General features: G+C 73.3%; 20 protein-coding genes. 14 read left to right on the top strand and 6 right to left on the bottom strand.

Annotation, left to right across the window (positions count from 1 at the left end; genetic code table 11):
- Positions 1-42 precede the first annotated feature (42 nt).
- From AC0NH5_RS15340 to AC0NH5_RS15320, 5 genes are all read right to left on the bottom strand, one after another.
- Positions 43-2190: an acyltransferase family protein gene (locus AC0NH5_RS15340; protein WP_474404054.1), complete on the bottom strand. Its 2148-nt coding sequence runs from the start codon at positions 2188-2190 to the stop codon at positions 43-45.
- A 113-nt stretch (positions 2191-2303) separates the two neighbouring features.
- Positions 2304-3728, bottom strand: a complete 1425-nt coding sequence (locus AC0NH5_RS15335; RefSeq protein ID WP_474404053.1) for a serine/threonine-protein kinase — start codon at positions 3726-3728, stop codon at positions 2304-2306.
- Positions 3729-3820: 92 nt separating this feature from the next.
- On the bottom strand, positions 3821-4210 hold the full coding sequence (locus AC0NH5_RS15330; protein WP_474404051.1) for a RidA family protein: 390 nt from the start codon (positions 4208-4210) through the stop codon (positions 3821-3823).
- Positions 4210-5418, bottom strand: a complete 1209-nt coding sequence (locus tag AC0NH5_RS15325) for an amidohydrolase family protein (protein WP_474404049.1) — start codon at positions 5416-5418, stop codon at positions 4210-4212. The genes AC0NH5_RS15330 and AC0NH5_RS15325 overlap by 1 nt, the downstream gene beginning before the upstream one ends.
- On the bottom strand, positions 5415-6683 hold the full coding sequence (locus AC0NH5_RS15320) for a transcriptional regulator (RefSeq protein WP_474404048.1): 1269 nt from the start codon (positions 6681-6683) through the stop codon (positions 5415-5417). The genes AC0NH5_RS15325 and AC0NH5_RS15320 overlap by 4 nt, the downstream gene beginning before the upstream one ends.
- 140 nt (positions 6684-6823) lie before the next feature.
- Here AC0NH5_RS15320 and AC0NH5_RS15315 point away from each other — a divergent pair, with 140 nt between their 5' ends.
- The 4 genes from AC0NH5_RS15315 to AC0NH5_RS15300 are packed head-to-tail and all read left to right on the top strand — an operon-like array spanning position 6824 to position 11161.
- Positions 6824-8086, top strand: coding sequence for an extracellular solute-binding protein (locus AC0NH5_RS15315; protein WP_474404046.1), 1263 nt, complete (start codon positions 6824-6826; stop codon positions 8084-8086).
- Positions 8083-8952, top strand: a complete 870-nt coding sequence (locus AC0NH5_RS15310) for a carbohydrate ABC transporter permease (RefSeq protein WP_474404045.1) — start codon at positions 8083-8085, stop codon at positions 8950-8952. Before AC0NH5_RS15315 ends, AC0NH5_RS15310 begins: the two co-directional genes overlap by 4 nt.
- The gene (locus AC0NH5_RS15305) at positions 8949-9785 is read left to right on the top strand and encodes a carbohydrate ABC transporter permease (RefSeq protein WP_474404043.1); all 837 of its coding nucleotides are present in this window, start codon (positions 8949-8951) and stop codon (positions 9783-9785) included. The genes AC0NH5_RS15310 and AC0NH5_RS15305 overlap by 4 nt, the downstream gene beginning before the upstream one ends.
- A complete protein-coding gene (locus AC0NH5_RS15300; RefSeq protein WP_474404042.1) occupies positions 9782-11161 on the top strand; it encodes a beta-N-acetylhexosaminidase in 1380 nt (459 codons plus the stop codon). The genes AC0NH5_RS15305 and AC0NH5_RS15300 overlap by 4 nt, the downstream gene beginning before the upstream one ends.
- Positions 11162-11163: 2 nt before the next feature.
- On the opposite strand, the gene AC0NH5_RS15295 is transcribed toward AC0NH5_RS15300, so the two are convergent.
- Entirely contained in the window at positions 11164-12081 is a 918-nt protein-coding gene (locus tag AC0NH5_RS15295; protein WP_474404040.1) for an aminoglycoside phosphotransferase family protein, read from the bottom strand.
- 31 nt (positions 12082-12112) lie between these two features.
- On the opposite strand from AC0NH5_RS15295, the gene AC0NH5_RS15290 reads away from it, so the two are divergent.
- The 10 genes from AC0NH5_RS15290 to AC0NH5_RS15245 all read left to right on the top strand — a co-directional run bounded on the left by AC0NH5_RS15290 (position 12113) and on the right by AC0NH5_RS15245 (position 24907).
- Positions 12113-13303 (top strand): alanine racemase, encoded by a 1191-nt coding sequence (locus tag AC0NH5_RS15290; protein ID WP_474404038.1) that lies wholly within the window; start codon positions 12113-12115, stop codon positions 13301-13303.
- A 130-nt stretch (positions 13304-13433) separates the two neighbouring features.
- Positions 13434-14309, top strand: a complete 876-nt coding sequence (locus tag AC0NH5_RS15285) for a hypothetical protein (protein ID WP_474404036.1) — start codon at positions 13434-13436, stop codon at positions 14307-14309.
- A 79-nt stretch (positions 14310-14388) separates the two neighbouring features.
- Positions 14389-16164, top strand: a complete 1776-nt coding sequence (gene aspS / locus AC0NH5_RS15280) for an aspartate--tRNA ligase (RefSeq protein WP_474404034.1) — start codon at positions 14389-14391, stop codon at positions 16162-16164.
- Positions 16161-16403 carry a GyrI-like domain-containing protein gene (locus AC0NH5_RS15275; protein ID WP_474404031.1) on the top strand — a complete coding sequence of 81 codons (243 nt, stop codon included), beginning with the start codon at positions 16161-16163 and terminating at the stop codon, positions 16401-16403. Before aspS ends, AC0NH5_RS15275 begins: the two co-directional genes overlap by 4 nt.
- A gap of 39 nt (positions 16404-16442) precedes the next feature.
- Entirely contained in the window at positions 16443-17024 is a 582-nt protein-coding gene (locus AC0NH5_RS15270; RefSeq protein WP_474404029.1) for a helix-turn-helix domain-containing protein, read from the top strand.
- A complete protein-coding gene (locus AC0NH5_RS15265; protein ID WP_474404027.1) occupies positions 17021-18286 on the top strand; it encodes an MFS transporter in 1266 nt (421 codons plus the stop codon). The genes AC0NH5_RS15270 and AC0NH5_RS15265 overlap by 4 nt, the downstream gene beginning before the upstream one ends.
- Before the next feature lie 18 nt (positions 18287-18304).
- On the top strand, positions 18305-18523 hold the full coding sequence (locus AC0NH5_RS15260) for a hypothetical protein (RefSeq protein ID WP_474404025.1): 219 nt from the start codon (positions 18305-18307) through the stop codon (positions 18521-18523).
- Between the two features lie 108 nt (positions 18524-18631).
- On the top strand, positions 18632-20224 hold the full coding sequence (locus tag AC0NH5_RS15255) for a replication-associated recombination protein A (protein WP_474404023.1): 1593 nt from the start codon (positions 18632-18634) through the stop codon (positions 20222-20224).
- 941 nt (positions 20225-21165) lie between these two features.
- Positions 21166-24378 carry a hypothetical protein gene (locus AC0NH5_RS15250; RefSeq protein ID WP_474404021.1) on the top strand — a complete coding sequence of 1071 codons (3213 nt, stop codon included), beginning with the start codon at positions 21166-21168 and terminating at the stop codon, positions 24376-24378.
- Positions 24379-24457: 79 nt separating this feature from the next.
- On the top strand, positions 24458-24907 hold the full coding sequence (locus AC0NH5_RS15245; RefSeq protein ID WP_474404019.1) for a DUF948 domain-containing protein: 450 nt from the start codon (positions 24458-24460) through the stop codon (positions 24905-24907).
- Positions 24908-24923: the final 16 nt, after the last annotated feature.

Here is a 24923-nt window from a genome sequence, read left to right as displayed (position 1 = left end):
GAGGGCCCGGCCACACGGCCGGGCCCTCTCATCCGGCACTGATCAGCGAGGTAGTTGGTCCCGCATCAGCGGCGTCAGCGCCGTGGCGATCGACGTGCTGAGATGACTGTAGTCCCGCCACACCATGGCGTTGCCGATGATCGCGGGGCACACCTGCTCGGTGCAGAACCACGGCTGCGTGTCGATCACCGTGACGCCCCGCTCCCGCGCCGCCTGCGCCACCATCATCCGGCGGGTCTGCTCGGGGATGGCCTCCTGCACCGGGCGGGCGCACCTGTCCACCCGCTTCGGGTTGGTCACCAGGCACTCCGGCGTCGAGCCGGCCGGCCACGGGGTGTCCAGGACCAGCACCAGCTTCGCCCCGGTCGCCTGCAGCCGCTCGAACGACTCGGTCCAGGCCCGGGTCCAGAGCTGGTCGGCGTCGGGACCCTCGTCGAGCCGGACGTTGTCCGGGCTGACCATGTGGTTCGCGTCGCCGCCGCTGGAGGAGATCACCACGTACTCCGGCTTCAGCCGCTCGATCTCGGCGAAGACCGACTCCCGCCAGTCCGCGCACTCCTGGTACGGGCGCTTCAGCACGTCGCTGTAGACCAGCGTGGCCGCCGCGCGGCAGGCGCTCTTCGACCGGTTCGCCAGCTTCAGCCCCCGCTCGGTGGCGATCTGGTTGAAGGTCGGGAACCAGTGCGCCGCGTGCGAGTCGCCGAACAGGAACATCTCGTCGGTGCCGGCCGGGTCGCCGTACCAGCACGGGTGCAGCATGGCGGTGTCCTCGTACCCGGCGTGGCAGTCGTCGGGGTAGATGACCGGCTTGTCCTTGGTGGCCTTCAGCGGGCTGGGCGTCAGGTTCTCCGGCAGCCGCCGGAGGCCCGCCGACTCCGCCAGCAGAGTCCGCAGCTCCGCCTCCGGGTCGGCGGCTGTGGCCAGCACCTGCAGCGTGTCCGGCACCGCGTCACCGGTCGGCAGCGGCGGCGTGTACTGGCCGACGAACAGCGCGAACGCGGCGGTGCCGGCGGACAGTCCGACACCCAGGCTCAGCCCGCGCCAGGAGCGGGACTTGATCCAGTTCAGCGTGCGGACCGGGTTCTCCACCACGTGGTACGACGCGACGGCGAGCACCAGCGAGACCGCGACGAGCGTGAGGTTCAGCGCGACCGTGGGTTCCTGTTCCAGCGCCGCCGGGCCGATCATGAGGATCGGCCAGTGCCACAGGTAGAAGCTGTACGAGTACCGCCCGATGAGCTGGAACGGTTTCGTGCGGAGCAGCACGGAGGCGCCGCCGCGGGGCTGGGCGCAGCCGGCCGCGATGATCGCGGCCGAGCCGAGCACCGGCAGCAGCGCCGCCGAGCCGGGGAACGGCGTCTGCTCGGTGTAGATGACCGCCGAGGCGACGATCGCCGCCAGCCCCGCCCAGGTGAGCACGGCGGCGAGCTTGCCGGGCAGCCCGGCGAGGCGCGTGGCGCCGATCGCCACGAGCGCGCCGATGGCCAGCTCCCAGGCGCGGGTGTGCGCCCCGAAGTACGCCCACGGCGCCGACGTCTGCGTCTGGCTGATGCTCACCGCCAGCGAGACCGCGGTGATCCCGGCCAGCGCGATCACCAGCGGGGTCCGGCCCGTGCCGCCGCGCCGCATCCAGGTCAGCGCGAACACCAGCATCAGCAGCGGCCAGACCAGGTAGAACTGCTCCTCGACCGCCAGCGACCAGAAGTGCTGCAACGGCGACGGGGCGGCGTCCGCGTTCAGGTAGTCGACGCCCTCGCTCGCGAGCCGCCAGTTGATGCCGTAGAAGGTCGCGTACAGCGCGTCCAGGCTGATCGAGGTGAACCGGGTGGACGGCAGCCAGAACCAGGCGCCGACCACGGTGGCGCCGAGCACCACGGTGGAGGCCGGCAGGAGCCGGATCGCCCGCCGGGCGTAGAAGTTGGCCAGCGAGACCGTACCGGTCCTGGTCAGCTCGTTGAGGAGCAGCGTGGTGATCAGGAAGCCGGAGATGACGAAGAAGACGTCCACACCCACGTAGCCGCCCGCGAGCCCGGAGAGGCCGGCGTGCGACAGCACGACGAGCGTCACCGCGACCGCGCGCATGCCCTCGATGTCGGGGCGGAAGCCGAGGTGCGGCCGCGCCGCCGGAGCCGCGGGGACGGAGGGTTCCGGGCGCGACTTTTCTGCAACGCTGTCTATGGTGACCGACATGTCCTGCCTTGGGGGATTGCGATGGCCGGGCTGTCGCCCTGTTCGATCGGACTGAGTTGGGGATAGTACCGATCAATACACAGCGTTAACACATCAGGTTCATGGGAATTTTGTCACCCGTTCGCCCCGGCCCCGGCCGAGCTCTCCGGCTCGTCGGTGGCTGTCTCCTCCTCCTCGGGCGCGTCGGTGGCCGTCGTTGTCCCGGTGGGTGCGGTGGTGGTCGGGTCGACCGCGGGCCTGCTGGTCGCCGGGGTGGTGGTCGGCTCCGGCTGATCGTCTTCCGGCCGGTCGGTGGCGGGGTCCTCGTTCTTCCCGGTGGATTCGTTCTTCGGCTTCTCCTGCTCCCCGCCGCCCTTCTCGGCGGGCGCCGGTGAGCGGTCCGGCGCGCTGGCCGCGGGCGCGGGAGTGACCGGCGGTGTCTCGTCGAAATACCCGAACGGGTCAGCCAACGCGAACACGGCTCCGGCCCCGAGCAGGCCGAGAAGCAGGGCAGTGAGACCCACGAGCAGCCGGCGGCGCCCCGGCGCGGCACTCGGTGCCGCGGCCGGGGGAGGACCGCTGCCGTGCGCCTCGGTGATGTCACTCATAGTGACGAAGGCTGGGTTCGGTGGCGGCGTCGGCGGGGTCGCGGAACCGATGAACGGCGCGGCGGCCGCACCGGCTCCCGCCAGGGCCGTGGTGATGGGCACGTCCATGACTGCCGTCGCGGCCGGGGTACCGGGGACGGTCTCCCGGGCCGCCTCGGCCGCCTCCGCCATCGCGAAGGCGGAGGGGAAGCGTCCGGCGGGATCCTTGGCGAGCGCCGTGAGAACCAGATCGCGTACGGGCTCCGGCACGCTCGCCGGCAGTGGCGGCGGTGTGTCGTTCACGTGCTGGAGCGCGATCCCGAGCGGGTTCTCACCGGTGAACGGCGGGCGCCCGGCCAGGCAGTGGTACGCCACGACGCCCAGCGAGTACAGGTCGGCGGCCGGGCCGGTGGTCTGCTTGGAGACCTGCTCGGGAGCCATGTAGAGCGCGGTGCCGACCACCTCCCTGGCGCCGGTGAGGGTGACCGACTGGGCCGACCGGGCGACACCGAAGTCGACGAGCACCACGTTGCCGTCCGGCTCGATGATCAGGTTGCCCGGTTTGACGTCGCGGTGCACGATGCCCGCCTCGTGCGCGGCGCCCAGCGCACGAGCGGCCTGCGCCACGATCGACATCGTCTCGCCGGCGGACAGCGGGGCGCGGTCGGCGATCACCTTGTTCAGCGGCGTGCCGTCGACGCGGGCCATCACCAGGAAGGCGCCGTCGCCGGTGTCGCCGAAGTCGTAGACCGGGACGACGCCCGCGTGCCGCAGCGCGGCCATGGCCCGGGCCTCGTGGTGGAACCGGGTCCGGAAGCCGGAGTCACCGGCGTACCCGGCGAGCAGGGTCTTCACCGCCACCGGCCGCCCCAGGACGGTGTCGGTGGCGCGCCACACCTCGCCCATGCCGCCCGCGGCGATGCGGTCGTCCAGCCTGTACCGGGCACCGAGCAACTCTCCGGATGTTGGCATGAAGGTGCCCGTACCCAGTTGCCCCCGTCGCTACCCGCGCCCCCAGCCAGGCCCGGCGTGGTGACTGGGGGCTCGGTGCGAGCCCTGACTCGTCACAACCGGCCGGGGCCGGTGTAGAGGACGGCGTCGATCTCGATGTCGAAGCCGACCAGCGGCACCGGCAGCGTGGTCCGTACCGGCAGGTCCTCGCCCTTGATGTACTGCTGGTAGATCTCGTTCATCTCCGGGAAGTCGGCGAAGTCGCGCAGATAGACGCCGACCCGCACGGCGTCGTCCAGGCTCGCGCCGGCCGCCTCGGCGACCGCCGCCAGGTTGCGGAAGGCGGCGTGCGCCTGCTCGGCGAAGCTGCCGGTCACCCGGGTGCCGTCGGGCAGCGACGGGATGGCGCCGGCCAGGTAGATGGTGTCGCCGGCGACGACGGCGTGCGAGTACGGGCCACCGACCGGCCCGGCCTTGTCGGTATTCACAGCGCGCTTGGGCATCAGGAACTCCTCGGTGTCGTTCTCGGGAACTGTTCGGCCAGCCCGTCCACGCCGACCAGCGGCGTGGTGAGCAGGTCACGGATGCGGCGCTCGCGCTCCGCGAGGGCATCCCGCTGGGCCACCGTGAGCGGGATCCAGGGTGCGGGCGGGGCGGGCAGGCACGGCGGCAGGAGGCGGCCGGCGACGTAGGTGGCCTCGTTGACGAGACGGATCGGCGAGATGCGGACCTGCCGATGAGCGTCGCTGACCGGGAACTGCTCCGGGCGTACCTCGAAGATCGCCAGGTCGGCCGGAGCACCCACCGTGAGCGAACCGCCCGGCAGGCCCAGCGCCCGGGCCGGGTGTTCGGTCACGGCCGCGACCACGTCGGCCAGCGGGACGCCGACCGCGAGGAGCTTGGCCATCGTGGTCGGCAGGTCGAAGACCGGGCCGTGCAGCGAGCGGGCGTGCAGGTCGGTGGAGATCGTGTACGGCCGCAGCCCCGCGTCCAGCTGCGCCTCCAGCACGTCGAAGGCGAAGCCGCCGGAGCCGTGGCCCAGGTCCAGCAGCACGCCGCGTGCGGCGGCGTCCCGGACCGCCGGCCCGAGCGGCGCCGCTATCCCGCTCGCGCAGTGCGTCACGATGTCGCCCGGCCGCATCAGCGCGAGCACCTCGTCGAGGGCCGGCGGGGCGGTGCCGATGTGTGCCATCACCGGGACCCCGCAGGCCGCCGCGGCGGCCAGCCCCCGGCGCAGTGGCTCGACGCCGTTGGCGCCCACGGTCTCGCTGTCGATGCGCACCTTGATGCCGTGGATCAGGTCGCGGTTGGCCTGGATGGTGTCGATCGCCAGGGCGACGTCGCAGTTGGCCAGGTCCCGGCTCTCGCCGGTGCGCCCGGCCAGGCCGACGGCGGAGATGTTGAGCAGGGCCGGCACCCGGACCGCCGCCCCGGCGGCGACGCGGCGCAGGCCGGCCATCGTGTACGCCCCCGCGGAGCCGGCGTCCACCCAGGTGGTGACGCCCGAGTGCCAGGCGACCGGGTCCGGGTCGATGCCCCAGTAGCCGGGGCCGACGTGGGTGTGCAGGTCGATCAGGCCTGGGGTGACCAGTCTGCCGGTCACGTCCCGGATCACCCGCGCGTCGCGGGGCAGGCCGGTGCCGATCGCGGCGATCCGCCCGCCGGTGATCGCGATGTCGGTCTCCGCGACGAGCAGGAGGTCCCAGGTCATCGGGTCTCCTCCAGGGCCGGCGTGATGGCCAGCCGGTAGAGCCGGGTGGGCCGTCCCTTGCGATTCTCCTGGGCGCTGCCGTCGTCCACCACCAGGCCGGCCGAGGTGAGTTTGCGGATCAGCCGGCGCCCGCTCGGATCGGTGATGCCGAGGGTGCGGGCCAGCTCGCTGGGGGAGACCGGGCGGCCGCCGAGGCCGCGCTCGATGGCGGCCAGGCGGGAGACGGTGGCCGCGCTGAGCCCGGCGCGCGCCGCCAGCACCTCGATGCCGCCGTGTTCGCGGTAGGTGTAGGTGAGCGGCACGCCGGTGCCGCCCATCGGGCCGATCGTCATCCCGTCGCCGGTGAACAGGTAGGCGCCCGGCTCGGCGTCCTGTTCGGCGCGGGCGGCGGCGCGTTCGGCAAGGGTCACGCTGAGCCGGGCCGAGGCGCCGATCCCGAAGCCGGCCACCACCCGTCCGCCCAGGGTGTCGCGGGCCTCGGCCAGCACCGGCAGGCCGACCCAGCGGTGGGTGACCGTCTCGAACAGCGACGCGGGCGCGAACACCAGCACGCCCCGGGCGCCGTGCAGGTCGATCCACGCCTCGGCGAACTCGGGGGTGCTCAGCAGCAGGTTCCGCAGCCCGGCGGGGTTCTCGCCGCGGAAGAGCCCGGCCGCGAAGCGCTGCCCGTCGGCGCGCTTGTTGCGGATCCGCAGGGCCAGCTCGTGCAGGTCGGCGCGGATGGTGCCGGGGGTGGCGAGCGCGTTGAGCACCGGGGTCTGCCCGTCCAGCGCCGCGCCGACCCCGGTCCGGACGCTGATCACGAACGGGGCGCCGGTGCGGGCCAGGTGCTGCCGGTGGAACTCGACCACCTCGCTGATCGGCTGGTCCGGGTCGAACGGCAGGGTGGCGATCGCGGACCGGTCCAGGTCGAGAGCGGTCGCCACCTCGTCGACGGTCTCCTGGTCGAAGGTGTCGATGCTGACCGGGGTGGCCGGCCAGCCGTTGCCCCGGGCCCGGGCCAGAGCCAGTGCCAGATCGAGCGCGGCCGACCGGGTGACAGCCACCGGCAGGTCGGCGGGGATCAGGTCGCGGGCCCGGGCGTACGGCACCAGGCCGAGCAGCAGGCCGTCCAGTTCGGGACCGCGGAGCAGGTCGCCGACGCGATCGCGGATCTCGTCCTCGCGCTCGTAGACGGCCCAGGCGACCCGGACGCCGGTCAGCGTGCGTGCCGCGTCGGCGAAACGCGCCCGGTGGGCCCCGTGCACCACCAGCCCGATCACCATGTGGCCCGTCCTAAATTGGCTCGTTATTCGCTGCCACAGCTTCGGTTACCAGAACGTCACAGTCAAGTATTGACTATCTCCAGGTCACGGGATCAGGCTAGGCGCCACAAATACGAACTATTAACGAACCTGGAGCGTTTATGCGACTTCGCCTCGCGGTGGCTGCGGCCCTCGCCCTCACGATGACCGCCTGCGCGCCCTCCGCCTCATCACCGTCGTCCACCCCGGAGGGCGGCGGGCCCACCACCGGCACGCTCAAGGTGTGGCTCTTCGACGAGCCCAACCGCGCCCCCAAGGAGGCCGTGGTCAAGGAGGCCGTCGCCGAGTTCACCGCCTCGCACCCGGACACCCAGGTCGACGTGCAGTACATCGCCGTCGACACCCGCAGCGAGCGGTTCAAGGGCGCCTTCAACGACCCGGCGAGCGCACCCGACCTGGTCGAGTACGGCAACACCGACCTCCCGGAGTACGCGGCCGCCGGTGGCCTGGCCGATGTCGGGCCCACGGTCGGGAAGTGGTCCGAGGGTGCCGACCTCAGTGCCGACGCCAGGGCGAGCGCCACCTACGAGGGCACCCTGCTCGGCGTGCCGTGGTACCTCGGGGTCCGCGCCCTCTACTACCGCACCGACGTCTTCACCGAGCTGGGCCTGCAGCCGCCGGCCACGCTGGCCGAGCTCACCACCACGGCTCGCAAGATCCGGACGGCGAAGCCAGGCATGTTCGGCATCGCGGTGGGTGGCAAGTACACCTACGGCGCGATGCCGTTCGTCTGGGCCAACGGCGGCGAGCTGACCGCGATCAACTCGGCACAGTCGCGGACCGGGCTGAAGGCGTACACCGACCTGATCGCGGCGGACAACTGCCCGCCGCAGAACTGCGCCGACCTCACCGGCGGCAAGACCGTCGAGCTGTTCGCCGGCGGCAAGGCCGCGATGGGCATCCTGGGCAACTTCAACCGCGCCGCGGTCGACGCGGGAGTCGCCAAGGGCAAGTACGCCGTCGTCCCGCTGCCCGGCGTCATCGCCGGCTCGGTCGCGCCCGCCTTCGCCGGCGGTAACAACCTCGGGATCATGAAGAGCGCTCAGCGGCCGGCCCTCGCGGCCGACTTCCTCACCCTGCTGGCGAGCAAGAAGTACCAGGCCAAGATGTACGACGCGATGGGCAACCTGCCGACGCTCGAGTCCGCCAGCGACGAGATCGCCGCGAAGGACGCGTTCGTCAAGCCGTTCGTCGACACCATCGCGGCGGGCACCAAGTTCGTCCCGCTGAACCCGGGCTGGGGCAAGGTCGACGCCTCCGCGGTGCTGCCCACGATGATCGAGAAGGTCGCCACCGGTAAGGCGACCGTCGAGCAGGCGACCGACGAGGCCGCCCGGCAGATCGACGAGGCGCTCGCCAAGTGAGACGGACGCCGCTGTACCTGCTGCTGCCCGCCGGGGTGGTGCTCGGCGGGCTGTTCCTGTACCCGATGTACCAGCTCGGGTTGCTGTCCGTGCTGGACTTCACCCAGGCGCAGGTCAGCGGCGGGCAGCCGACCCGCTTCGTGGGCGCGGAGAACTACACCCGCCTGTTCGGCGACCCGAAGTTCTGGTCGGTGCTCAGCGCCACCGTGGTCTTCGCCGCCGCCTGCGTGCTCGCCACGCTGGCGGTCGGCGCGGCCCTGGCGGTGCTGCTCACCCGGATCAGCCGGGTCCCGCGGCTGCTGCTGTCGCTGGCCGCGATGGCCGCCTGGGCGGTGCCCGCGGTCTCCGGCTCGACCACCTGGATGTTCCTGTTCGACACCGACCTCGGCTTCGTGAACCAGGTGCTCGGAATTGATGGTTTCAACTGGATGTACGACCGCTACACCGCCTTCGCCCTGGTCGGCGCCGTGGTGGTGTGGGCGTCGTTCCCGTTCGTGATGGTCACCGTCTATGCCGGCATCGAGGCGATCCCGGCGTCGGTCCTGGAGGCCGCCGCGCTGGACGGCGCGAGCACCTGGCGGATCTTCTGGCGGATCATGGTGCCGATGCTGCGGCCGGTGCTGGCGATCGTGGTGATCCAGTCGATCATCTGGGACTTCAAGATCTTCACGCAGATCTACGTGATGACCCGGGGCGGCGGGCTGGCCGGGCAGAACCTCACTCTCAACGTCTACGCGTACCAGCAGGCCTTCGCGTCCAGCGAGTACGGCCGGGGCGCCGCGATCGGCGTGGTGATGATGCTGATCCTGCTCGCCGTCACCCTCGTCTACCTGCGGACACTGCGCCGCCAGGGGGAGCAGCTATGAGAGGCCGTCGCCTTCTCGACGCGGTCGCGGTGCTGATCGCGCTGACCACCGTCTTCCCGATCTACTGGATGGTGCTGGCCGCGGTGAAGCCGGCCGGTGAGATCCAGTCGCTGGACCAGAAGCCGTGGACCCTGGCGCCCTCGCTCGACGCGTTCCGCCGGGTGCTCCAGGTCAACGATTTCGGCCGTTACCTGATCAACAGCCTGGTGGTCGCGCTCGTCGTGGTGCTGGTGTCCGGCCTGATCGCCTTCCTAGCCGCGGTGGCGCTGACCCGCTTCCGGTTCCGCTTCCGCACCACCGTCCTGGTCACCTTTCTGATCGCTCAGATGGTGCCGATCGAGGCGCTGACGATCCCGCTGTTCTTCCTGGTCCGCGACCTCGGCGCGACCGTGCCGGGGATCGGCCTCAACACGCTCGGGTCACTGATCCTGGTGCACACGGCCTTCACGCTGCCGTTCGCGATCTGGATGCTGCGCGGCTTCGTCCAGGCCATCCCGGACGAACTCGACGAGGCGGCGCAACTCGACGGGGCCGGCCGGTTCACGATCCTGTGGCGCATCCTGTTCCCGCTGGTCGCACCGGGCCTCGCCGCGGTCAGCGTGTTCTCCTTCATCCACGCGTGGAACGACTTCCTGTTCGCGCGTACCTTCATCATCAGTGCGGCCGACAACCAGACCCTGCCGATGGCGCTGCTGGTCTTCTTCAAGCCGGACGAGAACGACTGGGGGGCGATCATGGCGGCGTCCACGCTGATGACCGTGCCGGTGCTGATCTTCTTCCTGGTGGTCCGCCGCCGGCTCGTCGCCGGCCTGGGCGGGGCGGTGAAGGATTGATCCCGCGCCCCGCGCGGGTGGCGTTCGCCGAGGGGGACCCACCCTCGGCGGGCGAGCCACGGCTGATCGTCGACCCGGCCTTGCCCGCGGAGGGGTACGACCTGAGCGTCGCCGACGACATCCGGGTGGCCGGCGGCTCCCCGGCCGGTGTCTTCTACGGCCTGCAGACCCTCCGGCAGCTCGGCGCCCCGCTCCGGCGGGTCCGGATCACCGACGCCCCCCGGTTCGGCTGGCGCGGCGTGCTGCTCGACGTGGCGCGCCACTTCATGCCGGTGCCGGACGTGCTGCGCTTCCTCGACCTGATGGCCTTCCACAAGCTCAACGTCCTGCATCTGCACCTGACCGACGACCAGGGCTGGCGCCTCGAGGTGCCGGGCTGGCCGCGGCTCACCACGGTCGGCGCCTGGCGCGCCGAGTCGATGCGCGGCTCCCGCGTGCACGCGCTCTACGACGGCACGCCGCACGGTGGCTCCTACACCACCGGCGACCTGCGGGCGATCGTCGCTCACGCGGCCGAGCGGCACATCACCGTGGTGCCCGAGGTGGACATGCCCGGCCACATGCAGGCGGCGATCGCGGCGTACCCGGCGCTCGGCAACGGGTACGACGGCCCGGTCCGGACCGCCTGGGGCATCTCGCCGCACGTGCTCAGCCTCGCGCCGCAGGCGCTGGACTTCTGCCGGCAGGTCCTCGACCACGTCTGCGACGTGTTCCCGTCGGAGCTGATCGGCATCGGCGGCGACGAGTGCCCCACCGAGGAGTGGACGGCCGGGCAGTCCCAGGCCGCGTTCACCGCGCTGATGGCCGGCCACCTGGCCGGCCGGGGGCGCCGCGTCTACGGCTGGGACGAGATCCTGGCCGGCGGCGCGCCGCCCGGGGCGGTCGTCGCGGCCTGGCGCGGGACGGCGACCGCCGAGCTCGCGATCCGCGCCGGCCATCAGGTGGTGTGCTGCCCCGACGTGCACCTCTACCTGGACTACCGGCAGTCCGACGACCCCGGCGAGCCCACCCCGGTCGGCACCCTGCTGACGATCGAGGACGTGTACGCCTACGACCCGCCCGACTCCCCGCTGGTGCTCGGCGCCCAGGCCAACCTGTGGACCGAGCACATGGAGTCGCTGCGCCGGGTGGAATACATGGCCTTCCCCCGGCTCTGCGCGTTCGCCGAGACGGTGTGGGGGCCGGCCGACCGCGACTTCGCCGACTTCGCCGCCCGGCTGCCCGCCCACCTGGCCCGGCTCGACGCGCTGGGCGTGAACTACCGGCCGCTCACCGGTCCCCGCCCGCAGGACGCGCGGCCGGGGGCGCCGGGCCACCCGCGCACACTCGCGGACCGCCTCGCCGAACTGCACGAGATGACCGCGGACCTCCGGTGACCTCAGGGCAGCCGCGGCCACAGCAGGCGCGCCACACGCAGCGACCGCATGCTCTGTGCGTCCGCCGCCTCGAAGAGCCACACCTCGGAGAGCACCGCCTGCACGAAACCCCAGGCGACCACCCGCTCGACCGGCAGCCCCAGCCCGTCGGCGAGCTGCTCGATCCGGGCCGGCAGCAGGTCCAGCACCTCGTCGCCGCCGCGCGGGGAGGGGTTGTACAGCAGCGCGCCCAGTTCGTACCCCGGGTCACCGACCACCCCGTGCGGGTCGATGGCGAGCCACGGCTCGCGCTGCGCGGTCAGCACGTTGTCGTGGTGCAGGTCGCCGTGCAGCACCACCCGCCCGGTGGCGGTGGCGCACAGCTCGGCGAACACGTCCCGGGCCCGCTCGACCAGGTGCCGGGGGATCGGGCCGGTGCCCGGCAAGCGGCGCAGATGCCCGTCGAAGGAGGCCACCCGCCGGGACAGCTCGGGCAGCGCGATCCCCTCCGGCGCCGGCCGGTGCAGCCGCCGCATCACGTCGATCAGCACGGCCGTGGCGTCCTCGTCCCGTTCCGGCACCAGCTCGCCGGCCGGCGCCCCGGGCCGGGCCTCCTCCAGCAGCAGGGCGCCCCGCGCGTCGTCGCGGGCCAGCAACGTCACAGCGCCGTTCCCGGCGAAGAACTCCAGCGCCGTGGCCTCGTCCGCGAGGTGCCCGGCGGCCGGCACGCCCAGCTTCAGCACCGCCGGCGACCCGTCCGCCCGCCGCACCCGGGCCACCCAGTTGAGGCTGAGCGGGAGCAGCTCGCCGGTGGTCAGGTCCCACTGTCGCAGCACCTTGCCGGCGATCTCCGGCAGCCCGGCCAGCCACTGCCGGCCGTCGCTGCCGAAGGTGTTGCGCACCGTGCGGGCGAAGGCGCCGGGCAGTGCGATATCGACCATGCACCTTTGTAACCGATCACGGAGGACGCACGTGAGCATCGACTGGCGGAGCAAGGGCTTCTGGGCGCCGCACGGATCCCGCACCCCGGAACAGATCGCGGCGGAACGGCCGAGCATCTTCGACGGCGCCTTCACGTGGCCACTGCTGGTGGTGCGCCGATCGGCGGTGGAGGCGAACATCGCCACGATGGCCGCGTACTGCCGGCAGCGCGGCCTGGACCTGGCGCCGCACGCCAAGACCACGATGGCGCCCGGCCTGCTCGAGGCGCAGCTGCGGGCCGGGGCGTGGGGGATGACGGTGGCCACCGCGAACCAGGCGCTGGTGCTGCGCCGGCTCGGCATCGACCGGGTGCTGATCGCCAACCAGGTGCTCGACCCGACAGCCCTGCGATGGCTCGCCGACGAGAACGCCGCGGGCCGGCAGGTCTGGTTCCAGGTCGACTCGGTCGCCGGCGTCCGGGCCGCGGCGGCCACCGGCGGCCCGCTGCGGGTGCTGGTGGAGCTGGGGCATCCGGGCGGGCGTACCGGGGTGCGGACCGTGGACGAGCTCGTGTCGCTGGCGCGGGAGGTGCACGCCGCGGACGGCGTCGAGCTGGCCGGGGTGACCGGTTACGAGGGTCAGCTGCACGACCGGGCCGGCGTGGACGCGTTCCTGGACCGGATGGTCGAGGCGTTCGAACGGCTCGACGCGGACGGCCTGCTGCCCGCGGAGCCGATCCTGTCGGCCGGCGGCAGCGCCTGGTTCGACCGGGTCGCCGACCGGTTCGCGGGCGTCGGCGAGCGGGCGCGGGTGATCGTGCGCAGCGGGGCGTCGGTCACCCACGACGACGGTTTCTATCGCGAGAAGACACCGTTCGTGCGCGTACCGGGGGACGGCACGCTGGGCGCCGCGCTGGAGATCTGGGCGCAGGTGATCTCGGCACCGGAGCCGGGACTGGCCCTGGCCGGCATGGGCAAACGGGACGCGCCGTTCGACGAGGGCCTGCCCGAGCCGCAGGAGATCCGCGGCACCGGCGGTCAACTGCGGCCGGCGAGCGGCCTGCGGGTCACGAAGCTGAACGACCATCACACGTACCTCGCGGTCGACGGCGCCGCGCCGGAACCGGGTGACCTGATCCGGTTCGGCATCTCCCACCCGTGCACCGCCTTCGACAAATGGCGCGACATCCCCGTGGTCGACGACGAGCGGCGGGTGGTCGACGTGCTGCACACCTACTTCTGAGCCCGTACGCATCAGGAGTCATCCATCAGGGAGTCGCCTCGCCGGGGGATGGGCCGCCGAGATCGCGGCTGTTTATGGTGATCAGGCGCTGATCAAGCGTTTTCTTCCCCCTGCGCCGCCGGAGTCCGCCATGCCCGTTTTCCGCGCTGCCGCCAACGAACCGACCGCCAACCGACCGGCCGAGAACGCCGGCAACTACCCGGAGAGCCGGCCCGGCCCGCCGGCGAACGCGCCCGGCCATCCGCCCGCACCCGCGCAGCCGCACCAGGGCAGCGTCTATCCCCCTGCGTCACCCCCACCGGCGGCGCCGGCCGAGCGGTGGACGCCGCCCCAGCAGCGCCGGCCCGAGCCGCCGTTCCCGGTCCCGGAAGGACCCACCGAGCCCCTGCGAGCCGCCGAGGCGCGAACCCCCGGCGAGCCGGCGCCGAAGCGCGAGCGCCGCGCCGGGCCCGCCCTGGCCGTGCTGCTCAGCCTGCTCGCGCTGATCGTCGCCACGGCTGCCGGGTTCTTCGCCTGGCGGGCGACGGAGACGGCGCGGGCCGCGCAGGCCCGGCCGCCCGCGGTCGCGCCCTCCGCGGCGCCGCCCCGGGCCCCGGAGCCGGAGGAATACCCGGTCTCCTACGCCAAGGAGCCGCTGCGGGTGCAGGTGGGCTGCTCCGCCGTGCTCTTCCTCGACCTCGACGAACCGCGGGCGGACGCCCAGGAGCAGCACGCCGACCTGCGGTACGACAGCCGGTGCGGTGACGAGCCGGCCCGGCTGAGCCTGGGCGCCGGGGCCCGGGCCGGCAGCCAGCCGTCCGGCGCCGACCTCGATGCCGCGGGCTGCCTGCGGGCAATCCGGACCAGCCCGCTCGGGCCGGGCGCCGACCTCGAGGTCCGCAAAGGCACGGCGCTGTGCGTGCTCACCGCCGGCGAACCGGCCGAACTCGTCCTCGTGGAGATCACCGACGTCGGCGGCACCGGCACCGCCGGCCTGCGTGCCACCTCGTGGCGGGTCCCGCGTTGACCGGCCCGTGGCGCGCGGCGCGGGGCGTGCCTGACAGAATGTCGGGTGCGCCCCGCGAACCCTGTTAGGAGACATTTCCGTGATCCGTACCCATGACGCCGGCATCCTTCGCGCGAGCGACGCCGGCACGACGGTGACGCTCGCCGGGTGGGTCGCCCGCCGGCGCGACCACGGCGGTGTCATCTTCGTCGACCTGCGGGACGCCTCCGGCGTCGTCCAGGTGGTGTTCCGCGAGGAGGACGCGCACGCGCTGCGCAACGAGTTCTGCGTGAAGGTCGTCGGCGAGGTCAACGCCCGCCCGGCCGGCAACGAGAACCCGGAACTCGCCACCGGCGAGATCGAGGTGGTCGCCAGCGAGCTGACCGTGCTCTCCGAGGCGGCCCCGCTGCCGCTGCCGGTCGACGACTCGATCACCGCCTCCGACGACCTGCGCCTGAAGTACCGCTACCTGGACCTGCGTCGCTCCGGCCCGGCGAAGGCGCTGCGCCTGCGCAGCCGCGCCAACCAGATCGCCCGCGAGGTGCTGCACGCCCGCGACTTCAACGAGATCGAGACGCCGACGCTGACCCGGTCCACGCCCGAGGGCGCCCGCGACTTCCTGGTCCCGGTCCGCCTCCAGCCCGGCACGTGGTACGCGCTTCCCCAGTCCCCGCAGCTGTTCAAGCAGCTGCTGATGGTTGCCGGCATGGAGCGGTACTACCAGATCGCCCGCTGCTACCGGGACGAGGACTTCCGCGCCGACCGGCAGCCGGAGTTCACCCAGCTCGACATCGAGATGTCGTTCGTCACCCAGGACGACATCATCGCGCTCGGCGAGGAACTGGTCAGCAGGCTCTGGAGCGAACTCGCCGACTACCGGGTGCCGCTGCCGATCCCGCGGATCACCTACGCCGACGCGATGAACAGGTACGGCACCGACAAGCCCGACCTGCGCTACGGCGTCGAGCTGGTCGAGCTGACCGACTACCTGCGCGGCACCTCGTTCCGCGTCTTCGCGGGCGCCATCGACGCGGGCGGCTACGTCGGCGCCGTGGTGATGCCGGGCGGCGCCTCGCAGTCCCGCAAGGAACTCGACGGCTGGCAGGACTGGGCGAAGGCCCGCGGCGCGCGCGGCCTCGCCTACGTGGTCCTCGACGAGGCGACCGGCGAGGCCCGCGGCCCCGTCGCGAAGAACCTTTCCGCGGAGCACCTGAACGGCCTGGCCGACGCGGTCGGCGCCAAGCCGGGCGACGCCATCTTCTTCGCCGCCGCAACCGAGCGGCGCGAGGCCCAGGAACTGCTGGGCGCGGCCCGTATCGAGATCGCCAAGCGGGCCAACCTGATCGACGAGAGCGCCTGGACGTTCTGCTGGGTGGTCGACGCCCCGATGTTCGAGAAGACGGACGACGGCGGCTGGACCGCTGTCCACCACCCCTTCACCTCGCCGAACGACGAATGGATCGACCGCTTCGAGGAGGCGCCCGGCGAGGCGCTCGCCTACGCGTACGACATCGTCTGCAACGGCAACGAGATCGGCGGCGGCTCCGTCCGTATCCACCGGGCCGACGTGCAGAGCCGGGTCTTCTCGCTGCTCGGCATCACGCCGGAGGAGGCCGAGGACAAGTTCGGCTTCCTGCTGGAGGCCTTCAAGTACGGCCCGCCGCCGCACGCCGGCATCGCCATCGGCTGGGACCGCACCTGCATGCTGCTCAGCGGCAACGAGTCCATCCGCGAGGTCATCGCCTTCCCGAAGACCCGCGGCGGCTTCGACCCGCTGACCACCGCGCCCACCCCGACCACCTGCCCAGCATGTTCGCCGGTCTCGCCGACCGCGGCGCCCCGATCGCCGGCGCCCCGTTCTTCCGCTACCGCGTGATCGACATGCTCGCCGAGCCGGTCGTCGAAGCGGGTATCCCGATGTTCGAGCCGATCGAGGTCGCGGCGCCGGACTTCATCGACGAGCTGCCGGCCGGGCGCTATGCGGCGTTGACCCATGTCGGGCATCCGGACGAGCTGATGACGGTGACCGCGCGATTGCTCGATCGGGCGCAGGATCGTGGCCCGGAGTGGGACATGACGCCGCCTCCGGCCGTGCGCCGCTTCTGGCATGCATAAAACTTGTGCACAGCATTTGTGCATAGATATTGTGCATGGGTGGCCGACGAGTTGAACCAGGTGCATCTGAGCGGACGCCAGATCCAGGTGCTTGCCCACCCGCTGCGCGTCCGGCTCCTCGGCCTGCTGCGGCGTGACGGCCCCTCCACCGCCACCCGCCTGGCCGCCGTCCTCGACACCAACACCGGCGCCACCAGCTACCACCTGCGCCAACTCGCCGAGGCCGGCCTCGTCACCGAGGACGACCAGCCGGGCACCGGCCGCCAGCGCTGGTGGCGGGCCGTCCACGACCTGTCCAGTTGGCGCCGCAGCAACTACGCGGACGACCCCGACGCCGCGGCCGCCGCCGAGTGGCTCGAGGAGTTTCAGGTTCACCGGTTCGTGGAGCTGTCCGAGCGATGGCGCCGCGGCCGGTCCGGTGAGCCCGAGAAGTGGCAGGACAGCGGCGGGATCTCCGACTATCTCGTTCACCTCGACGCCGAGGAGGTCGACGAGCTGATGCGCGAGATCGAGGAGGTGGTGGCGCGGCACGAGCGGGCCGCCCGCGTCGACCCGCGCCCGGACACCCGGCAGGTCGCGCTCTATCTGGCCGCCCTGCCGATCGCCGGGGAGGAACTGTGACCGCCGCTCAGGTCCGCCGCCGCTTCCTCGTGCTGCGCGGGCTGCGCTGGTTCCCGGTCGGTCTGATGATCCCGGTGATGATGCTGATCCCGCTCGAGCGGGGACTGACCATCGCCCAGGTCGGCGCGGTCGCCGCTGTGCAGGGCTTCACCGTGCTGCTGCTCGAGCTGCCCACCGGCGGCCTCGCCGACGCGCTCGGCCGCCGTCCGATGATGCTCGCCGCCGGGGTGGTCAACCTGGCGTCGCTGGGCCTCTGGCTGACGGCCGACTCGGTGGCGCTGTTCGCGCTGATCTACCTGCTGCAGGGCGTCTACCGGGCGCTGGACAGCGGGCCGCTGGAGGCCTGGTTCGTCGACCAGTCGCTGGCCATCGATCCGGGGGCTGACATCGAGGGCGGGTTGAGCCGCAGCGAGGTGGTGCTCGGGCTGGCCATCTCCGGCGGTGCCCTGATCAGCGGGGGGCTGGTCTGGCTCGGTCCGCTCGGTCCGGTGAGCGCGTTGACCGTACCCGTGCTGGTGGCCCTGATCGTGAGCCTGGCCGGCACCGTGGCCGTCGCGCTGCTGATGCCGGAGACCCGCCCGGCTCGCGGCCTGTCCGGTTTCGCCGCCTCGGTGCGCGGGGTGCCGGCGTCGATCGGTGGCGCGCTGCGGCTGGTCCGCCGGTCCCGGGTGGTGGCGGCGCTGATCGCGGTGGAGTTCTTCTGGAGCGTCGGGATGGTGACGTTCGAGAAGTTGATGCCGGTGCGGCTGAGCGAGGTGATGGCCGATCCGGGCGCGGCCGGCGCCCTGCTCGGCCCGGTGAACTCGGTGGCGTGGGCGGCCTCGGCGGCCGGTGCGGCGCTGGTGCCGCTGCTCGCGAGGCGGCTCGGCCCGGCCTGGGCGAGCTTCACGCTGAAGATCGTGCACGCGCTCACCATCGTGGCGATGGGCCTGTTCGCCGGGCCGATCGGGGTGATCACCGCGTTCCTGCTCTGTTACGCCGTGCACGGCGCGGCCAACCCGGTGCACGCCGGCATCCTGCACCGGCAGGCCGAAGGGGAGTACCGGGCGAGTCTGATCTCACTCAACTCGATGGTCGGCCAGCCCGGCTTCTCGGTCGGCGCGATCGTGCTGACCGCGGTGGCTGCCGGCCCCGGCACCCCGGCGGCGATCGTGGCGGGCGCCGTCGTGCTCGCTCTAGCGGCGCCTCTCTATCTCATCGGGCGCCGAACCGAGTTTCGGGAGCACTCCCGATCGGGTACCAGCGAGTCACTGGCTCTCTGACTCCCCCCGGAGGAAATAATGCTCGCCATCGCCGCCGCCGTCGTCTTCGGTATCTGGCTCCTGGCCGACCTGCTCGACACCCAGTTCGGTGCCCCCGACCTGTTCAACTTCCCCACCATGGCCTCGCTCGGCCTGCTCCTGCTCTCCCTCTACCTGGCCGGTGTGGGCAGCGGCCCGCGCGCCGGCAACGGCTCCAGCGGCCGTCGTTTCTACGGCCGTCGCCCGGGCCGCGGCTGACCTGCGGCAGTCATCGGACGGGCACGCTCTGTGCCCGTCCGATTGCAGGCGGGAGCGCTTCCAGCTGCGTTTCGGATCGCCCCCGCCGCCCCGGTACTGTCGATTGCGATGGACACGGACGGGCTCTTCACTCTCGCGTCGCCGGGCGGATCGCCACCGGCGCCGGCCGGCGCCGACACCGCTGGTTTCGCGGCGCCCGCCGCCGACGCCCCGCTGCCCGTCCGGATGCGCCCGAGCAGCATCGACGAGCTCGTCGGCCAGCAGCACCTGCTCGCGCCGGGCGCGCCGCTGCGCCAGCTCGTCACCGGCTCCAGTCCGATGTCGGTCATCCTGTGGGGGCCGCCGGGCACGGGCAAGACCACCATCGCGCATCTGGTGGCGCACGCCACTGATCGCAAGTTCGTGGCCATGTCCGCGCTGACCGCCGGCGTGAAGGACGTGCGGGCGGTGATCGACACCGCGCGCCGCGAACGCCGTTACGGCGGGCCGCCCACCGTCCTGTTCATCGACGAGGTGCACCGCTTCAGCAAGACCCAGCAGGACTCGCTGCTCGCCGCGGTCGAGGACCGCACGGTCACACTGCTGGCCGCGACCACCGAAAACCCGTACTTCTCGGTCATCTCGCCGCTCCTTTCCCGCTGCGTGCTGCTCACCCTCCAGGCCCTGGAGGAGGACGACGTGCGCCGGTTGATCCGGCGGGCGATCACCGACGGGCGCGGGCTGGGCGGTGCCGTCACGCTTTCCTCCGAAGCCGAGGACCATCTGGTACGCCTGGCGTCCGGCGACGTCCGCAAAGCGCTGACCGCCCTCGAAGCCGCCGCGTCATCCGCCCTGGCACAGGACGCCACCGAGATCGATCTGGCCACCGCTGAGCGCGCGGTCGACGTGGCCGCCGTGCGGTACGACCGGGACGGCGACGCCCACTACGACGTGACCAGCGCGTTCATCAAGAGCATGCGGGGCAGCGACCCGGACGCGGCGCTGCACTACCTGGCCCGGATGCTGGTCGCCGGCGAGGACCCGCGGTTCATCGCCCGGCGCCTGGTCATCTTCGCCAGCGAGGACGTCGGCATGGCCGACCCGCAGGCGCTGCTGGTCGCCTCCGCGGCTGCCCAGGCGGTGCAGAACGTCGGCCTGCCCGAGGCCGGCCTCAACCTGGCCCAGGCGGTCGTCCACCTGGCCACCGCCCCCAAGTCGAACAGCGTGACCACCGCGCTCGGCGCCGCGATGGCCGACGTCAAGGCCGGTCGCGGTGGCCCCGTCCCGGCGCACCTGCGTGACGCGCACTACCCCGGCTCGCGTGGCCTCGGCCACGGCCGTGGCTACCGCTATCCGCACGACGATCCGCGCGGTGTCGTGCGCCAGCAGTACGCCCCCGACGATCTCGCCGGGACGGACTACTATCGGCCGTCCGACCACGGCGCCGAGCGTGCCGTGGGTGAGCGGGTGCCGCGGTTGCGCCGGATCGTCCGTGGCCCGGCCGTAACTCCAGGCGTGACCAGGTCGGTTACCGCTTCGGCGGGTGGTGCCCGGGCCGAGGATGCGTCACGATCTTCGGCGGGCCCGATGCCGCCGGCGAAATCGGACCCCGGAATGAGCGCTGACGGTCCGGGAGACGTACCAGACGGTGTGGCGTCCGTCGACAGTGACCTGAAGCGGCAAGACGACAGCGGCGAGAGTGCCGGGAAGGAACAGCCGTGAAAGCGCGGGGTGCCGATCGGCCCGACGACGACTCCGGTAAGAAGGGTCGTCGCTTCGGGCGTGGCCGTCCGGAGCCGCCGGCTGAACCCGTGGAGATCCCGCAGGAGGAGACCGGCTGGCTCGACGACCTCCGCAGCGCCAAGCAGGAGCGTTCCGCCATCGGTCCCGGCGCCGCGCCGGGTGAGGCTCGCATCAGCAAGTCCGGCCGCCGCGCGCCGGGCCCGGACGACACCCCGGACGAGGACGACGATCTCGTGCTGCCGGGACATTTCGGTGCGGACGCGCCGCCGGCGTGGCAGGGCAGGTCGGGCGAGATGCCGGCGTGGCAGGGCGGGTCGGGCGAGATGCCGGCCGGTGGGCGGCCGGATCAGCCTCGCCGGGGCATCCCGTCGGCTCCCGCGCAGCCGGGTCAGCCGGGTCAGCCGGGACACCCGGGCCAGCGGCCCGGCCCGGGGCAGGCGTCGCGGGGGATGCCGGCGCCGGGTCCGATGCCGCCCGGTCCGGTGGCGCCCGTCTCTCCGGGGCAGCGGCCGGGTGCACCCGGGGCCGGGCCGGCTGGTGTGCCCGGTGGCGTCGGCGGTCAGTCCGGGCCTATTCCGCGAGGACTTCAGGGTGCGGCGCCCGGGCAGCGCCCGGCGCCCGGTCAGATGCCGCGGCAGATGCCGGCGGGTCCGGGTGTGCCGGCCCCGGCTGGTCCGGTGCCCACCGGTCCGGTGCCCGGTCAAGGGACCGGGCAGGTGCGGCCCGCTCAAAAGCCCGGTCAAATGCCGCCCGGCCAGGTTCCCCCCGGTCAAATGCCGCCCGGCCAGGTTCCCCCCGGTCAGGTTCCGCCTGGCCAGGTTCCGGCCGGCCAGATGCCGGCCGGTCAGATGCCGGCCGGTCAGATGCCTCCTGGGCCGGGCCGAGGGCCTGGACAGGTCTCCGGGCAGTTACCGCCCGGCATGCGCCGCAGTGGGCCGCCGCCGCAGGCAGGCCGTCCGGCCGGGCCCGCGGAGCCGGGTCACGGACGGCGGCAGCTCGACGCCGAGCCGGGGCCGGTCTACGGCGGGCAGAGCCCGGCGGGGATGCCGCCCGGCGTACCGCTCTCCGGCAACGCCCCCGAGATCCCGGGTGCGGGCCGCCAGGGCCCGCCGCCTCGCGGCGCGGTGCCCGGGGTCCGGCCGATCTCACCCGCTGTCCGGCCCACCTCCCCGGGGGTGCGCCCGACGTCGCCGGCCGGTGGACCGCCGGCCAGGGAACGGTTCCGCCCGGCAGAGCCGACCTCGCCGGGCCGGCCCGGCTTCGACCAGCCCCACCCGTCCGGCCCGATCCCCGGCTATGACCAGACGCGTCAGCGCGGTGCCGCTCCCGGTTATGACCAGACGTCCCCGTCGGGGCCGATTCCGGGCTATGACCAGGTGCATCAGTCCGGGCCGATTCCGGGCCACGACCCCGGGCATCAGTCGGGGCCGATGCCCGGTTACGACCAGGTGCACCAGTCGGGGCCGATCCCCGGGCACGACGCGGTGCATCAGTCCGGTGCGCTTCCGCCGGTGCCGGGCGAGGGCGACGAGCGGCCGGGCCGCCGTGCCCGCCGGGCTCGCGCCGACGACATCGACAGCCCCACCGGACGGCACGGCCGCCTGGCGCCCGAGGCCGACGCCGGCCACCGGGCCGGGCCCGCGGTGCCGCCGGTTCCCGGTGAGCGCACCGGCCGGCACGGAAGCCCGGACGGCGGGCGAGCGGGCGGCGACAGCGGCGCCTACGGCGTGGTGCGTCCCGGTTCCGGCGCCGGAGCGCCGGGTCGCGGGCGGCCGGGGCCGGACACCGGTTCGCACCGGCTCGTCGGCCCGGACACGACCCGGCGCGGATCCGACACCGGCTCGCACCGGCTCGTCGACCCGGCCCAGCGCGGTCCGGACACCGGCTCGCGCCGGCTCGTGCGCCCGGACACGGCCCAGTCGGGGCCGGAGACCGGTTCGCACCGGCTCGTGCGGCCCGGCTCGGACACCGGATCGCACAGCGTCGTCCGTCCGGGTTCGGGTGCCGCCCCGCGGGGTCCGGACCGTCCCGGGTCCGACACCGGCGCGTACGGCCGTGGCCGGCCCGACACCGGCGCCGTCCCACCGGGGAACGAGCCGCGGGGACGCCGCCGTGCGGCCGAGCCGCAGGACCCCGAGGCCGGCGGCCCGACCCCGCCACCCGGCGGACCCCAGCAGGCCGGACCTTCACAGCAGGGCGGACCGGCCGGTGTGCCCGGTCCACGCCGGACCGGGCCCGGTGACGGGCGCCCGATCCGTGCTTCCGCGGCGGTCGTTCCGCCGGTGGTCCCCGGCCGGGAAGGCGCTCGCACGCCGGCCGTGCCGGGCCGTGCCGGAGCGATGGCCGACAGTACTTCCGGCGTGATCCAGCGCCCCGGTGCCCGCGGGCCGCGTGGCGGCGTGCCGCCGCAGCCGGGCGAGCGTGGGGGCGTGCCGCCGCTTCCCGGCGAGCGCGGGGGTGTGTCGCCGCAGCCGGGCGAGCGTGGCGCCGCTGTGCCGCCGCCTTCCGGTGACCGTGGCCCCGGTGCGGCGGTGCCCGGACAACCCGGGCCCGGTCGTCGTGGCGTCCGCCAGGACGCCGGCGACCCCTACGGCGAGGACACCGGTTCGGGCGGTTTCCCGGCCGCCGGCCGTCCGGGTGAACCGGTCGGCCGCGCGGGTGAGCCGGTCGGCCGTCGCGAGCCGGGCCCGGCCCGTGCCGGCGCGGCCATGCCCGGCCGTGCCGTCACCGGACCCGACAGCGACCCGGCTACGGGCGCCCCCGGGCGTGCCCGCGGAGGTGCTCCCGGCCGGGGCAAGGGACGTGCGGGTGGACCCGGACGGGGTCCCTCCGGTCCCGAGGCCGGACCGGCCGCGATGGGCGCGGCGCCGGGGATCGCACCCGGCAGCCCCGCCGCCCCCGGCCAGGGCGGACCTGGCCAGGGCGGGCGCGGACGTGGTGAGCCCGGACGTGGTGAGCCCGGACGTGGTGGGCCCGGCCCGGGCGGCACCGGACCGCTCGGCTCGGCACGAGCCGGCGCGGCAGTCCCGAAGCGCGCTCCGGCGGGCCCGGACGCGGGTCCGGCACGCGGTGGGCCCGGCCGCGCGTCAGCCGGCGCTGCCTCGGTGGGTGCCGCTTCCGTCGGTGCTGCTTCTGTCGGTGCCGCGTCGGTCGGATCAGCATCGGTCGGTGCAGCTTCCGTCGGCGCTGCCTCGGTGGGCGCAGCGTCGGTGGGCTCCGCGTCAGTGGGTTCGGCATCGGTGGGTGCAGCGTCGGTGGGTGCAGCGTCGGTCGGGGCCGCTTCGGTGGGCTCGGCGGCGGTGGGCGCCCTCGGCGGCGGACCTTCGCGGGCGCTCGGTGCCGCCGCACCTTCACGGACGGCTGTCGCTCCGGCGGCGGGCCCGGCCGATGGTGGGCGCGACGCTCCGGCCGTACAGCCGAAGTCTTCCGTCGAGGCCGGCGCCGATGATGCCGAGAGTGCGGGTGGCGGTCCGCTCGGCGATCTGCGCCGGAGGTTTCGGGCTCAGCCGAGGCTGCGCCTCGCCGCGCTGATGTCGCTGGTCGGCCTGGTGCTGCTGGTGCTCCCCGGGTTCTTCGCGATCCGGGCGGCGGCCAGCGACCCGGTCTTCGCGTCGCTGGACTCGCTGGAGGTGCCGGCCTGGGCCGGCACCGATGCGGTGGACCAGAGCAGCGGCAGCCACTGGTGCATCCTGGAGTGCCGGTTCCGGGAGCGGATCGCGCAGTCCGAACGGCCCCTTCAGGACACCGCGACGGCCTACACGACCGCGCTGACCAAGGCCGGCTGGCGGGAGTGGAAGGTGGCCGGCTGCCCGAAGGCGCCGGTCAACGAGGGCGAGGGCGCGCACAGCTGCTGGCGGCGTGACGAGTTCACTCTGGACCTCTACGTCAGCCTGCCGGGCTGCGCGGTGAACCAGGTGCTCGAGGCCGTCCCGGAGGCGGGCAGCGCGGGCGCCGTCGAGGGGCAGACCGCACCCGGGGAGTGTGTCGGGTCGACGGTCAGCATCAAGGTCCAGAACACGATCGAGGACCTGCGCGGGCAGACGGACGAGGCGCCGGGGCCGGTCGGTGTGACTCCGGACCCGGTGCTGCCGACCGACGATCCTCTCTTGGAGCCGACACCCCAGGCGTCGTGACGCGCGCGGTGGTCACGGAGGGTAGGGTCTGCTAGTCGTCCCGCCCAAGCCGTGACCACCCGAAGAGGAGACGCGCTACATGAACCCCGGAGAAATCGCAGGACTGATCGCGGCGGGCGCCTTCCTGATGCTCGTGCTGGTGCTCGCAGTGCCGATTCTCAAGCTGGGGCGCACGGTGGACGCCGCCACGCGGGCCATCAATGACGTCGTGGACCGCACCGGCCCGCTGCTCACCAACGTGACCACCACGGTGGACAACGTGAACACCGCGCTGGGCCAGGTCCAGGTCTCTTTGGACGGCGTCAACATCCAGCTCGCCAAGGTCGACACCATGACCGAGCACGCGCAGAACGTCTCGGCCAACATCGCCAACCTGGTCACCGTCGTCTCGGCCGCCGCCGCCAACCCGCTGGTCAAGGTCGCCTCGTTCGGGTACGGCCTGCGCAAGGCCGCCGCCGCCCGGCGGCACGCCGAGGACGAGCGTGAGGTCCGTGCCGCCATCAAGCAGCGCCGCCGGGCCGGTCGCTGAGCGCAGGGAGAGAACC

The sequence above is a fragment of the Actinoplanes sp. 13 genome (genome assembly GCF_056134165.1).
Note: the sequence above shows the minus strand (reverse complement) of the source record. Positions and strands in the feature narration are given on the sequence as shown.

What these genes read in the sequence shown, in the direction of transcription:
- AC0NH5_RS15340 (WP_474404054.1), bottom strand. Translation starts at nt 2,190, where the DNA reads ATGTCGGTCACCATAGACAGCGTTGCAGAAAAGTCGCGCCCGGAACCC.
- AC0NH5_RS15335 (WP_474404053.1), bottom strand. Translation starts at nt 3,728, where the DNA reads ATGCCAACATCCGGAGAGTTGCTCGGTGCCCGGTACAGGCTGGACGAC.
- AC0NH5_RS15330 (WP_474404051.1), bottom strand. Translation starts at nt 4,210, where the DNA reads ATGCCCAAGCGCGCTGTGAATACCGACAAGGCCGGGCCGGTCGGTGGC.
- AC0NH5_RS15325 (WP_474404049.1), bottom strand. Translation starts at nt 5,418, where the DNA reads ATGACCTGGGACCTCCTGCTCGTCGCGGAGACCGACATCGCGATCACC.
- AC0NH5_RS15320 (WP_474404048.1), bottom strand. Translation starts at nt 6,683, where the DNA reads ATGGTGATCGGGCTGGTGGTGCACGGGGCCCACCGGGCGCGTTTCGCC.
- AC0NH5_RS15315 (WP_474404046.1), top strand. Translation starts at nt 6,824, where the DNA reads ATGCGACTTCGCCTCGCGGTGGCTGCGGCCCTCGCCCTCACGATGACC.
- AC0NH5_RS15305 (WP_474404043.1), top strand. Translation starts at nt 8,949, where the DNA reads ATGAGAGGCCGTCGCCTTCTCGACGCGGTCGCGGTGCTGATCGCGCTG.
- AC0NH5_RS15295 (WP_474404040.1), bottom strand. Translation starts at nt 12,081, where the DNA reads ATGGTCGATATCGCACTGCCCGGCGCCTTCGCCCGCACGGTGCGCAAC.
- AC0NH5_RS15285 (WP_474404036.1), top strand. Translation starts at nt 13,434, where the DNA reads ATGCCCGTTTTCCGCGCTGCCGCCAACGAACCGACCGCCAACCGACCG.
- AC0NH5_RS15260 (WP_474404025.1), top strand. Translation starts at nt 18,305, where the DNA reads ATGCTCGCCATCGCCGCCGCCGTCGTCTTCGGTATCTGGCTCCTGGCC.
- AC0NH5_RS15255 (WP_474404023.1), top strand. Translation starts at nt 18,632, where the DNA reads ATGGACACGGACGGGCTCTTCACTCTCGCGTCGCCGGGCGGATCGCCA.
- AC0NH5_RS15250 (WP_474404021.1), top strand. Translation starts at nt 21,166, where the DNA reads ATGCGCCGCAGTGGGCCGCCGCCGCAGGCAGGCCGTCCGGCCGGGCCC.
- AC0NH5_RS15245 (WP_474404019.1), top strand. Translation starts at nt 24,458, where the DNA reads ATGAACCCCGGAGAAATCGCAGGACTGATCGCGGCGGGCGCCTTCCTG.